This window comes from Streptomyces sp. Qhu_M48 (genome assembly GCF_051305195.1).
In the GTDB taxonomy this organism is placed as follows: domain Bacteria; phylum Actinomycetota; class Actinomycetes; order Streptomycetales; family Streptomycetaceae; genus Streptomyces.
In genome coordinates, this window is the sequence record NZ_CP195432.1 from 2,520,566 (window position 1) to 2,532,128 (window position 11,563).

The 11,563-nt window shown below is 71.3% G+C and carries 11 protein-coding genes and 1 riboswitch; of the genes, 10 read left to right on the forward strand and 1 reads right to left on the reverse strand.

Features of this window, described 5'->3' with window-relative positions; translation table 11 throughout:
- Positions 1-49: 49 nt before the first annotated feature.
- A complete protein-coding gene (locus ACRRSS_RS11745; RefSeq protein ID WP_435971147.1) occupies positions 50-2,419 on the reverse strand; it encodes a chitinase C-terminal domain-containing protein in 2,370 nt (789 codons plus the stop codon).
- Positions 2,420-2,660: 241 nt separating this feature from the next.
- Positions 2,661-2,790, forward strand: a riboswitch (FMN riboswitch).
- Between the two features lie 172 nt (positions 2,791-2,962).
- On the opposite strand from ACRRSS_RS11745, the gene ribD reads away from it, so the two are divergent.
- The 10 genes from ribD to ACRRSS_RS11795 all read left to right on the forward strand — a co-directional run bounded on the left by ribD (position 2,963) and on the right by ACRRSS_RS11795 (position 11,531).
- Positions 2,963-4,042, forward strand: a complete 1,080-nt coding sequence (gene ribD, locus ACRRSS_RS11750; RefSeq protein WP_435971148.1) for a bifunctional diaminohydroxyphosphoribosylaminopyrimidine deaminase/5-amino-6-(5-phosphoribosylamino)uracil reductase RibD — start codon at positions 2,963-2,965, stop codon at positions 4,040-4,042.
- 2 nt (positions 4,043-4,044) lie between these two features.
- Entirely contained in the window at positions 4,045-4,653 is a 609-nt protein-coding gene (locus ACRRSS_RS11755; protein ID WP_435971149.1) for a riboflavin synthase, read from the forward strand.
- Positions 4,654-4,697: 44 nt separating this feature from the next.
- The gene (locus ACRRSS_RS11760; protein ID WP_435975305.1) at positions 4,698-5,291 is read left to right on the forward strand and encodes a nicotinamide mononucleotide transporter family protein; all 594 of its coding nucleotides are present in this window, start codon (positions 4,698-4,700) and stop codon (positions 5,289-5,291) included.
- Positions 5,288-6,616: a bifunctional 3,4-dihydroxy-2-butanone-4-phosphate synthase/GTP cyclohydrolase II gene (locus tag ACRRSS_RS11765; protein ID WP_435971150.1), complete on the forward strand. Its 1,329-nt coding sequence runs from the start codon at positions 5,288-5,290 to the stop codon at positions 6,614-6,616. The genes ACRRSS_RS11760 and ACRRSS_RS11765 overlap by 4 nt, the downstream gene beginning before the upstream one ends.
- A 33-nt stretch (positions 6,617-6,649) precedes the next feature.
- Positions 6,650-7,135, forward strand: coding sequence for a 6,7-dimethyl-8-ribityllumazine synthase (gene ribH, locus ACRRSS_RS11770; protein ID WP_382548142.1), 486 nt, complete (start codon positions 6,650-6,652; stop codon positions 7,133-7,135).
- A 35-nt stretch (positions 7,136-7,170) separates the two neighbouring features.
- Positions 7,171-7,452, forward strand: coding sequence for a phosphoribosyl-ATP diphosphatase (locus ACRRSS_RS11775; protein ID WP_055598714.1), 282 nt, complete (start codon positions 7,171-7,173; stop codon positions 7,450-7,452).
- A gap of 50 nt (positions 7,453-7,502) precedes the next feature.
- Entirely contained in the window at positions 7,503-8,351 is an 849-nt protein-coding gene (gene hisG / locus ACRRSS_RS11780; RefSeq protein ID WP_435971151.1) for an ATP phosphoribosyltransferase, read from the forward strand.
- Between the two features lie 41 nt (positions 8,352-8,392).
- Complete coding sequence (locus tag ACRRSS_RS11785) at positions 8,393-8,848, forward strand: PH domain-containing protein (protein ID WP_435971152.1); 456 nt, start codon at positions 8,393-8,395, stop codon at positions 8,846-8,848.
- A 230-nt stretch (positions 8,849-9,078) separates the two neighbouring features.
- On the forward strand, positions 9,079-10,476 hold the full coding sequence (locus tag ACRRSS_RS11790) for a hemolysin family protein (protein ID WP_435971153.1): 1,398 nt from the start codon (positions 9,079-9,081) through the stop codon (positions 10,474-10,476).
- Positions 10,473-11,531 carry a hemolysin family protein gene (locus tag ACRRSS_RS11795; RefSeq protein WP_435971154.1) on the forward strand — a complete coding sequence of 353 codons (1,059 nt, stop codon included), beginning with the start codon at positions 10,473-10,475 and terminating at the stop codon, positions 11,529-11,531. The genes ACRRSS_RS11790 and ACRRSS_RS11795 overlap by 4 nt, the downstream gene beginning before the upstream one ends.
- The last annotated feature ends 32 nt before the right edge of the window (positions 11,532-11,563 follow it).

Here is an 11,563-nt window from a genome sequence, read left to right on the forward strand (position 1 = left end):
GCGGCGGCAAGGGCCGTGAAGTCCGCCGCCGGGGGTCTCAGGGGGTACGTCAGCAGGCGCCGAGGTCCTTCCAGACGCCCCAGCTGCCGGTCGTGCCCGGCGTCTCGTTCTGGGTCCACCACTGGGCCTTGTACTTGCGGCCGTTGTGGGAGACCTCGTTGCCCGCGTTGTAGACCGTGCCGGCCACGTACGCCGGGACCGTGCCGCAGCCCGTGGGCGGCGTCGTCGGAGGCGTGGTCGGGGGAGTCGTCGGCGGAGTGGTGGGCGGCGTGGTCGGCGGGGTGGTCGGCGGGGTCGTGGAGCCCGGCTCCACCACCGTCGTACCGCGCGCCAGGTCACCGGCGAGGGCGTACGTCGTGCCGTTGATGTTCACCGTCCAGTTGGAGGGGGTGGACACCGGCAGGTAGTAGTTGAAGGCCAGGTCGACCGAGGCGCCCGGGGCCAGCGACTGCCAGGCCGGGAGCTTCAGGGAGACGCGGTGGAAGTCGCCCTTCAGGCCGCCCACGTTGCCGCCCGTGTGGTCGCTGCGGATCACCTTCGTGCCGAAGCCCGACTGGTCGGAGGCGTTGCTCGGGGCCGAGGTCCCGTAGTCGAACTGGAACTCCGTGCCGCCCGGCAGGGCCGTCGCCGTGTTGTTGGTGATCTTGATCTTCGGCGTGATCGGGTAGTTCGAGTCGCCCAGCTTGAACTCGGTGAACTGGGTGTCGATCTTCACGGCCTGGGTCGGCAGGGTCGTGTTGGACTTCTTCGCGCCGTACGGGGCGGCGGCCTTGAACTTGTCGTACATCAGCGAGGTGAGCGTGTCACCGATCTCGTACTGGCCCTTGGTGGCGTTCCAGTCGTAGTCGCCGGCCATCTCCCAGACCATCGTGCCGCCGATGCCCTTGCTGACCACGTAGTCGGCCTTGGCGCCCACCGACTGCTCGTCCTCGGTGGAGAGGAAGACCTTCTTCTGCGCGTTCCACAGCCACGGCGCGACCAGGGTCGAGTCGTACTTGCGGACGTAGGTGCCGGTCAGGGTGGTGTTCGCGGGGAAGCCGTACTTGGTGACGTAGTCGCCGACGATCCCCTTCTCGAGGTTCTTGGCGTGCCACATCGGGTTCGATCCGGCGGGCGACTCGACACCGTTGGTGTCCTTGTCGTGCCACAGGTTGTCGATGCCGACGGCGCCGTCACCGCACTTGGTCAGACCGGCTCCGGCCGGGCAGGTGGTCGCGGAGGCCTTGCCCCACAGCCCGTCGGTGCCGCCCTGCACGTTCTTGTGGCCGCGGGTGTAGTACGGCAGGCCGATGTTGATCCGGCCGGCCGGCATGGAGCCGCGGAAGTAGTGGTACGCCCAGTCGGTGTTGAGGTACCCGATGTTGCCGTACTGCGCCGAGCCGTAGACGTTGGCGGCGGCGAGCTCGCCGTCCTTGCCGTCGTCGAAGAGGGAGGCGTTGGGCCCGACGTACTCGTTCCAGGCGCCGTGCAGGTCGTAGGACATGATGTTGACGTAGTCCAGGTACTTCTGGACCTGGAACGTCTCCATGCCGCGCAGCAGGTAGCCGGAGGAGGGGGCGGCGACGGTCAGCAGGTAGTGCTTGCCGTCGGCGGCGCCGGCGACGTCCAGCTTCTCGCGCAGGGACTTCATGAGGGCCGCGTAGCCCTGGACGAGTCCCGCGCGGCGGGCGTTGGCGATCTGCCAGTCGAGCGGGTTGCCGGCGTCCTTCATGGTCGTCGGGTACTCGTAGTCGATGTCGACGCCGTTGAACCCGTACTTCCGGATGAACTCGACGGAGGAGGCGGCGAAGGTGTCGATGCCGGCCTGGTTGACCGAACCGTCGGCGTTGGTGGCCATCGAGTAGAAGCCGCCGGAGTTCACCCGGTCGCCGTTGTCCGCGAAGTAGCCGCCGGTCTCGGCCCAGCCGCCGACCGAGATCAGCGTCTTCACGTTCGGGTGCTGCTTCTTGAACTTGTTGAGCAGGTTGAAATGGCCCTTGTAGGAGTACGCGGGGTCCATCTCGGCGCCGGCGACACCGGGCCAGGTCATCCCGGTGGCCGCGTTGTTCGGGCCGTCCGTTCCGACGGAGAGTTTGTTGTCCCCGCCGATGTGGCCGAAGGCGTAGTTGATGTGGGTGATCTTCTCCCACGGGATGTCCTTGGCCAGGTACGCGGGCTGGCCGTTCTTGCCGTCGCGCCAGCCGGTGAAGTAGCCGATGACGCGGCGCTGGTGGTCCGCGCCCATCTTCTCGCGGCCCTCGGCGTCGTAGACCGAGCAGTACGGGACGTCGACGCCCGGGGTCTTGTAGAGCCCGTCGGGGCGACAGGACTCGTTGTCGGCCGCGTACGAGACGCCGCCCGAGAGGGAGCTGAGCAGAAGTCCGGCGACCGCCGCGCCGGAGGCGAGCAGCGAGGCTCTCTTCGTGGTGGGGGACAACACGATCGGTTCCTCCTGGGGAGGTGAGAAACACAACGAACAAGGGGGTGGGTCGTGTTGGGCCCGTGGGGTGCGCACCCCGTCGGGCCGTTCCTAGGAGGTGACACGGAGATTAAGAGGACTAGACCAGTGCGTCAATAGGTCTGGACCAAAGAGTGGTTCTGTGGGACTCTGTGAGCCAGACCACAGGATCTCGGCCGCATCGCCCCGCGCGGGTCGTGGCACACTGGCCCTGTATCAGCAGCAGCGCACTCCGGGGTCGGTGTAATTCCGAACCGGCGGTATAGTCCGCGACCCGTCCGCAGCCAGCGGCCGGTTGACCAGGTGAGATTCCTGGACCGACGGTGAAAGTCCGGATGGGAGGCAGTGCGCGGCGGGCGACCCCTTTCAGGGGTGGGCCGGCCGTACGTCCGCTGGTCGCTGTGTCGTCACCGATCGGCGTACCCGCAGGGCGCGGCCTCGGCGCACCCTGCGAGAAGTGTCGTTCCGCTCTCTGTCGTCATCGACAGGCCCCGGAGTCCGTGCCCGAAGAGGCAGGAGGACCCGGTGGCCCAGCAGGCCGACATCACCGCCATGCGACGCGCCGTCGAGCTCGCCGCACGCGGTCTCGGCGCCACCAGCCCCAACCCCGTCGTCGGCTGCGTCGTCACCGACGCCTCCGGACACCAGGTCGGCGAAGGCTGGCACCAGCGCGCCGGCGGCCCGCACGCCGAGGTCCACGCCCTGCGCGACGCGGGCGTCCTCGCCCGCGGCGGCACCGCCTACGTCACCCTCGAACCCTGCGACCACACCGGCCGCACCGGCCCCTGCGCCCAGGCCCTGATCGAGGCCGGCGTCAGCCGCGTCGTGTACGCGGTCGGCGACCCGACCCCCCAGGCCACCGGCGGCGCCGACACCCTGCGCGCCGCCGGCGTCGAGGTCGAGCGGGGCCTCCTCGCGGACGAGGCCGAGGCGGTCAACATCGCCTGGCTCACCTCCGTACGCCACGGCCGCCCCTTCGTCCGCTGGAAGTACGCCGCCACCCTCGACGGCCGGATCGCCGCCGCCGACGGCACCTCCCGCTGGATCACCTCCGCCGACTCCCGCGCCGACGTCCACCGGCTGCGCGCCGAGGCCGACGCCGTCGTGGTCGGCTCCGGCACCGCCCGCGCCGACGACCCCCATCTGGCCGTACGCGGCATCGAGGGCGCCGTCCAGCCGCTGCGGGTCGTCGTCGACACCGAGGGAGCCGCCGTGAAGCCGGGGGCCCGGGTGCTGGACGACGCGGCCCCGACCCTCATCGCGATCGCCGAGGACGCCACCACCTCCCTCGACGACACCGACGTCGTCCGCCTCCCCAGGGCCGAGCGCGGCCTCTCCGTCCCCGCCCTCCTGGACGCCCTCCACGCGCGCGGCGTCCGCTCCGTCCTCCTCGAAGGCGGCCCCACCCTCGCGGGCGCCTTCGTCGCCGCGGGCGCCGTCGACCAGGTCGTCGGCTACCTCGCCCCGGTCCTCCTCGGCGCGGGCCCCGCCGCCCTCGCCGACGCCGGAATCTCCACCATCACCGAAGCGTTGCGGCTCGACGTCACCGAGACCGCGCACATCGGATCCGACCTCCGCATCACCGCCACCCTCAAGGGAGCCTGACCGTGTTCACCGGAATCGTCGAAGAACTGGGCGAGGTCGTCGCCGTCGAGCAGCTGGAGGACGCCTCCCGCTTCCGACTGCGCGGCCCCCTGGTCACGGAAGGCGCCCAGCACGGCGACTCCATCGCCGTCAACGGTGTCTGTCTCACGGTCGTCGAGTTCGGCGACGGTGAGTTCACCGCCGACGTCATGGCCGAGACCCTCAAGCGGTCCAGCCTCGGCGCCCTGGAGACCGGCTCCCGCGTCAACCTGGAGCGGCCCATGGCCGTCGGCGGCCGCCTCGGCGGTCACATCGTCCAGGGCCACGTGGACGGCACCGGCACGATCCTGGAGCGGACCCCCTCCGAGCACTGGGAACTCGTCAAGGTCGGCCTGCCCGCCCACCTCTCCCGGTACGTCGTCGAGAAGGGCTCCATCACGGTCGACGGCGTCAGCCTCACCGTCGTCGAGGTCGCCGACGACTGGTTCACCATCAGCCTCATCCCCACCACCCTCGACCTGACCACGCTCGGCATCAAGAAGAGCGGCGACCCGGTCAACCTCGAAGTGGACGTCATCGCCAAGTACGTCGAGCGGCTGCTCGGCCCCAACGCGGGGGAGAACGTCAAGTGAACTGGCTCAACTCCGAGGCGTTCACCGTCCTCGACCAGCACATCATGTGGTCCGACATGATCGGCAACACGATCGGGCTCATAGCCCTCGCGCTCGGCTGGCGCCGCTCCATCCTCACCTGGCCCGCCCAGCTGCTCTCCGGCCTGATCCTGGTGGGGGCGTACGCCTCGGCGAACCTTTCCGGCGGCGTCGGCAAGCAGGTCCTCGTCATCGGCGTCGCCGCCTGGGGCTGGTGGCAGTGGAACCGGGGCCGCCAGCAGGCCCAGGACGGCTCCATCGCCGTCCGCTTCGCCAGCTGGAAGGAGCGCGGCCTGCTCCTCGGCGGCGCGGTCCTCGGCACCCTCGCCGTCGGCGGCCTCTTCACCCTCTACCCGTCGCTCTCCTGGAGCCCGTGGGCCGACGCGTACATCTTCGTCGGCACCCTCGTCGCGATGGTCGCCCAGGCCCGCGGTCTGGTCGAGTTCTGGTTCGCCTGGCTCCTCGTCGACCTCGTCGGCGTCCCGCTCGCCTTCAACAGCGGCCTCGCCTTCTCCGGCCTGGTCTACGTCATCTACTTCGCGCTCGTCATCTGGGGCATGCGCGACTGGTGGCTCCGTACGCGCACCACCCCCACCGCTCTGGAAGGAGCCCACGCATGAGCGCCCGCCCGTCGCACGCCTCCGACCTGCCCGATGCGCTCCACGCAGCGCCTCGCGCCCCCCTCTGGGACGCCACCGACCTCGCCCTCGACCCCGTCGAGCAGGCCATCCGCGACATCGCCGCCGGCCGGCCCGTCGTCGTCGTCGACGACGAGGACCGCGAGAACGAGGGAGACCTCGTCATCGCCGCCGAGAAGGCCACCCCCGAGGTCGTCGCCTTCATGATGAGCGAGTGCCGCGGCCTGATCTGCGCTCCCATGGAGGGCGAGGAGCTGGAGCGCCTCGAACTCCCGCAGATGGTCGAGCACAACACCGAGTCGATGCGCACGGCCTTCACCGTCTCCGTCGACGCGTCCCCCGCCCACGGCGTCACCACCGGCATCTCCGCCGCCGACCGCGCCACCACCCTGCGGATGCTCGCGAGCGGCAGCCACGAGCCCTCCGACTTCGTGCGCCCCGGCCACATCTTCCCGCTGCGCGCCAAGCCCGGCGGCGTCCTCGCCCGCAACGGCCACACCGAGGCCGCCGTCGACCTCGCCCGTCTCGCGGGCCTCCGCCCGGCCGGCGCGATCGTCGAGATCGCCGGCGAGGACGGCGTGATGCTCCGCCTCCCCGAGCTGGTCCCCTTCGCCCGCAAGCACGGCCTCACGATCATCTCCATCGAGGACCTGATCGCCTACCGGCGCTCCGCCGAGCCGACCGTCCGCCGCGAGGCCGAGGTCCAGCTCCCCACCGCGCACGGTGACTTCACCGCGTACGGCTACCGCTCCACCGTGGACGGCGTCGAGCACGTCGCCCTCGTCCACGGCCGGATCGGCGACGGCGAGGACCTCCTGGTCCGGGTCCACTCCGAGTGCCTCACCGGCGACATCTTCCACTCGCTGCGCTGCGACTGCGGCCCCCAGCTCCAGGCCTCCATGGACCGCATCACCGAGGCGGGGCGCGGCGTCGTCGTCTACCTCCGCGGCCACGAGGGACGCGGCATCGGCCTGCTGTCCAAGCTCCGCGCGTACGAACTCCAGGAGCGCGGCCGCGACACCCTCGACGCCAACCTGGAACTCGGCCTGCCCGCCGACGCCCGCGACTACGCGGCCGGCGCGCAGATCCTCGCCGACCTCGGCGTCCGGAGCCTGCGCCTGATGACCAACAACCCCGACAAGATCGACGCCCTGACCCGGCACGGCCTCACCGTCCAGGGCCGCGAGCCGATGCCCGTCACGGCCGGCAAGCACAACCTCCGCTACCTGCGCACGAAGCGGGACCGGATGGGCCACGACCTGCCCTGGCTGGACGGCTCCCCGGCCTCCACCTGCGGCAACCAGTAACCACGTTCCACGTATCCACCGGCAAGGAGAATCATGAGCGGCAAGGGCGCACCCGTCCTCAGCGTGAAGAACTGCGGCGACCTGCGGGTCGCGGTCATCGCGGCCCAGTGGCACGAGAAGATCATGGACGGCCTCGTCGACGGCGCCCTGCGCGCCCTCGGCGAGCTCGGCATCGAGGAGCCGACGCTGCTCCGCGTCCCCGGCAGCTTCGAGCTCCCGGTCGTGGCGAAGGTCCTCGCCGGGCGCGGCTACGATGCCATCGTGGCGCTCGGCGTCGTCATCCGCGGCGGAACGCCGCACTTCGAGTACGTGTGCCAGGGCGTCACCCACGGCCTCACCCAGGTCTCGATCGACACCGGCGTACCCGTCGGATTCGGCGTCCTCACCGTCGACAACGAGGAGCAGGCGCTCGACCGGGCCGGCCTCGAAGGCTCCAGCGAGGACAAGGGCCACGAGGCCGTCACCGCCGCCGTCGCGACCGCCACCACACTGCGTACCGTCAGCGAACCCTGGCGCTGAGTGCGCGATCCTCACCCCGTACTCTTAGGACCATCATGGCGAACGGAACCCGTAAAACCTTCGAAGAGCTCTTCGCCGAGCTCAAGCTCAAGGCCGAGACCGGCGACCCGGCCACCTCCCGCACCGCGGAGCTGGTGGACAAGGGCGTCCATGCCATCGGCAAGAAGGTCGTCGAAGAGGCCGCCGAGGTCTGGATGGCCGCCGAGCACGAGGGCAAGGAAGCGGCCGCCGAGGAGATCTCGCAGCTGCTGTACCACGTCCAGGTGATGATGGTCGCCCGCGGGATCTCGCTCGACGACGTCTACGCCCACCTCTGAGCACCACCGTCCCCGACCCCCGACACTCCCAGGCAAAGGAAGCTCACCCCATGCTGCGCATCGCCGTTCCCAACAAGGGTTCCCTCTCCGGACCTGCGTCGGCAATGCTCCATGAGGCCGGCTACCGGCAGCGCAAGGAGTCCAAGGAGCTCGTGGTCATCGACCCCGACAACGAGGTCGAGTTCTTCTACCTGCGCCCGAAGGACATCGCGATCTACGTCGCCTCCGGGAAGCTGGACATCGGCATCACCGGCCGTGACCTGCTCCTCGACTCCGGCGCCAGTGCCGAGGAGATCCTCGCGCTGAACTTCGGCCGCTCCACCTTCCGGTACGCCACCCGCCCGGGCACGGCGAAGGGCCCGGAGGACTTCGGCGGCATGACGATCGCCACCTCCTACGAGGGCATCGTCGCCAAGCACCTCGCGGACCTCGGCATCGACGCCTCCGTCGTGCACCTCGACGGCGCCGTGGAGACCGCGATCCAGCTGGGCGTCGCCCAGGTCATCGCGGACGTCGTGGAGACCGGGACCAGCCTGCGCAACGCCGGTCTGGAGGTCATCGGCGAGCCGATCCTGACCTCCGAGGCCGTCGTGGTCCGCCGCCACGGCGCCTCGGACGACCACCCGCAGGTCCAGCAGTTCCTCCGCCGCCTCCAGGGCGTCCTCGTCGCCCGCTCGTACGTGATGATGGACTACGACTGCCGCGCCGAGCACCTGGAGCAGGCCGTCGCCCTCACCCCGGGCCTGGAGTCGCCGACCATCTCCCCGCTGCACAACGAGGGCTGGGTCGCGGTCCGCGCGATGGTCCCGGCCAAGGAGGCGCAGCGGATCATGGACGACCTGTACGAGATCGGCGCGCGCGCCATCCTCACCACCGCCATCCACGCCTGCCGCCTCTGACGGCCCGGACCGTCCGCACCGAAGGCCCCGAGGAACCACCGATGTCCCACACCCCGACGCCCGCCCTGCCGGTCACCTTCCGTCCCGGGCGCACCCGGGCCGTCCTGCTGACCGCGGGTCTCGTGATGTTCGCCGTCATCACGGTCGTCGCGCTCATGCTGGAGCGGTTGGGACCGGGGGAGCGCGTCAGCTTCGTCTTCACCGCCGCGCTGCTCCTCGGGATCCTCGTCCTGTTGAGCCGCCCCAAGGTCGTCGCCGACGACGCGGGCGTCACCGTCGTCAACATCACCCGGACCCGGCGTCTCGCCTGGGCGGAGATCCTCAAGGTCAACCTCCGGCCCGGCGACCCCTGGGTCTTCCTCGACCTGAGCGACGGCACCAGCCTGCCCGTGCTGGGTATCCAGCCCGGCATCGCCAAGGAGGCGGCCATCCGGGACGCCCGCGCCCTGCGGGCCCTGGCGGAGAGCCACGGCACGGGATCGGACCGGGCGGCCTGAACCCGGTCGCGCACCCCGGTCCGTCCCCCATCCGGGGCCGACCCCCTGCCCCTCGGGGCCTTCGCGTGACTACTCTGGAGGCGGTGGTGCCGAGCGGCACCACCGCCTCGCGTGTGCAGGGCCGCCGTCGCGGCCCGCGGGGCCACCCTTCGACCCGAGGAGTGACTCCCTCCAGCAATGGACGGATCGTCCGGTAGTACCCGCGCCGCCCCCTCCCCGGAGGCGGAGGCATGATCGTCTCTCTTCTGCTGCTCGTCGCGGCCTTCGTCCTCATCCTCGCCAACGGCTTCTTCGTCGCCGCCGAGTTCGGTCTCGTGACCGTCGAGCGCGCCGAGGCCGAGCGGGCCGCGGCCGCCGGCGACCGGCGCGCCCGCACCGTCGTCACCGCCCTGCGCGAGCTGTCCTTCCAGCTCTCCGGCACCCAGCTGGGCATCACACTCACCTCCCTCGTCGTCGGCATGCTCGCCGAGCCCGCGCTCGCCGGACTGCTGCACGGACCGCTCACCGCGACCGGACTGCCCGAAGGGGCCGTCTCCGGGATCTCGGTGGTGATCGGGATGCTGCTCGCCTCCGCCGTCCAGATGGTGGTCGGCGAGCTCGTACCGAAGAACTGGGCGGTCTCCCGGCCGCTCCAGGTGGCCCGCTTCGTCGCCACCCCGCAGCGCCACTTCTCCACGCTCTTCCGGCCGGTGATCTCCCTGCTCAACCGGGTCGCCAACAGCCTCGTACGGCTCCTGGGCGTCGAGCCGACCGAGGAACTCGACTCCGCCCGTACCCCCGGCGAGCTGGTCTCCCTGGCCCGGCACTCCGCGCTGGCCGGTGCCCTCGAACAGGACACCGCGGACCTCTTCGTACGGACCCTGTCGCTCGGCGGTCTCACCGCCGAGCGGGTCATGACCCCGCGCGTGAAGGTGAGCGCCCTCCAGTGGGACGCCACCGCGGCCGACGTCCTCAACCTCACCCGGGCCACCGGCCTCTCGCGCTTCCCGGTCTACCGCGACCGCATCGACGAGATCGTCGGCATGGTCCACCTCAAGGACGCGCTCGCCGTCGCCCCGCACGCCCGGCTGCGCACCCGCGTGGGCCGGATCGCGGTCCCCCCGCTCCTCGTGCCCGAGTCGCTGCCCGCCCAGGCCCTTCTGGAGCGGCTGCGCAGAGAGCAGCCGATCGCTGTGGTCGTCGACGAGTACGGCGGTACGGCCGGTGTCGTCACCCTGGAGGACATCGTCGAGGAGCTCGTCGGCGAGGTCCGCGACGAGCACGACACGGTGGCCGACGGCCGGCCCGAACTGGCCGCCGCTCCCGCCGAGGACGGCCGGCCCGTCTGGGAGGCCGACGGCTCCTGCCGGGTCCACACCCTGCGCCGGATAGGCCTCGACGTGCCGGACGGTCCGTACGAGACCGTCGCCGGGCTCGTCGCCGATCTCCTCGGGCGCATCCCCGCCCCGGGGGACCGGGCCGAACTCCCCGGCTGGCGGCTCTCGGTGCGCCAGGTCGACCGCTACCGCGCCGAGCGCGTACGGATCGTCCAGACGGACCCGGCGGCCGCGTCGACGGACCGCGCGGCCGCGTCGCCCGTCCCTGCGGCCGCGTCGCCGGCCCCCGTGGTGGCGGAGGCGGCCCGATGAGCACCCTTCCGCTCCTCTTCGCCGTCCTGCTCGTGCTGGCCAACGGTTTCTTCGTCGGCGCCGAGTTCGCCCTCGTCTCCGTCCGCCGCAGCCAGATCGAACCGCTCGGCGGCGCCCGTGCCAAGCAGGTCCTGCACGGACTGGAGAACCTCCCGCAGATGATGGCGGCCGCCCAGTTCGGCATCACCGTCTGCTCCCTGACGCTCGGCGCCGTCGCCGAGCCGACCGTCGCCCGTCTCCTCGAACCCGTCTTCCACACCGTCGGGGTGCCTGAGGCGCTGATCCACCCGCTCGGCTACGTCATCGCCCTGGCCGCGGTCGTCTTCCTCCACCTCGTCATCGGCGAGATGGTCCCGAAGAACCTGGCGATGGCCGCGCCCGAGCGGACCGCGCTCTGGCTCGCCCCCGGCCTGGTCGGCTTCGCCCGGCTGTGCCGTCCGGTGACGGCCGCCCTGGGCGCCTGCGCCCGGCTGGTCCTGCGGGCGTTCAAGGTCGAGCCGAAGGACGAGGTGGAGGCGGTCTTCACCAGGGCCCAGCTCGGCCGGCTCGTCGAGGACGCCGGCCAGGCGGGGCTGCTCGACCCGGGCGAGCAGGAGCGCCTGGAGGACGCCCTCGAACTGGGCACCCGCCCGGTGACGGACGTCCTCATCGACCGGTCCTCCCTGGTCACCGTCGCGCCGACGGTCACCCCGCGCGAGATCGAGGAGCTGACCGTACGCACCGGGTACTCGCGCTTCCCGGTCCGGGCCGAGGCGGGCACCGCCTTCATGGGCTTCGTGCACGTGAAGGACGTCCTCGACCTGGAGGAGCGGGAGCGGGCGGTGCCGCAGCAGCTCTGGCGGCCGATGGCGACGGTCCGCGCCGAACTGCCCCTCGACGACGCCCTCACCGTGATGCGCCGCGCCGCCACCCATCTGGCACAGGTCGCGGACGGCTCGGGCCGGGTGCTCGGCCTGGTCGCCCTGGAGGACGTCCTGGAGACACTGGTGGGCGAGGTCCGCGACCCCGCCCACCGGGTGCGGACCGCCCCGGTGGGGGACTCGGTGCCGGTCTAGGGGCGGATCCGGAGCTGCCCCGGACCGGCCTC

Bases quoted from the DNA above. Each gene is read 5' to 3' on its own strand.
- ACRRSS_RS11760 (WP_435975305.1), top strand. From the start codon at position 4,698: ATGTGGTCCGACATGATCGGCAACACGATCGGGCTCATAGCCCTCGCG.
- ACRRSS_RS11765 (WP_435971150.1), top strand. From the start codon at position 5,288: ATGAGCGCCCGCCCGTCGCACGCCTCCGACCTGCCCGATGCGCTCCAC.
- ribH (WP_382548142.1), top strand. From the start codon at position 6,650: ATGAGCGGCAAGGGCGCACCCGTCCTCAGCGTGAAGAACTGCGGCGAC.
- ACRRSS_RS11775 (WP_055598714.1), top strand. From the start codon at position 7,171: ATGGCGAACGGAACCCGTAAAACCTTCGAAGAGCTCTTCGCCGAGCTC.
- hisG (WP_435971151.1), top strand. From the start codon at position 7,503: ATGCTGCGCATCGCCGTTCCCAACAAGGGTTCCCTCTCCGGACCTGCG.
- ACRRSS_RS11785 (WP_435971152.1), top strand. From the start codon at position 8,393: ATGTCCCACACCCCGACGCCCGCCCTGCCGGTCACCTTCCGTCCCGGG.
- ACRRSS_RS11790 (WP_435971153.1), top strand. From the start codon at position 9,079: ATGATCGTCTCTCTTCTGCTGCTCGTCGCGGCCTTCGTCCTCATCCTC.
- ACRRSS_RS11795 (WP_435971154.1), top strand. From the start codon at position 10,473: ATGAGCACCCTTCCGCTCCTCTTCGCCGTCCTGCTCGTGCTGGCCAAC.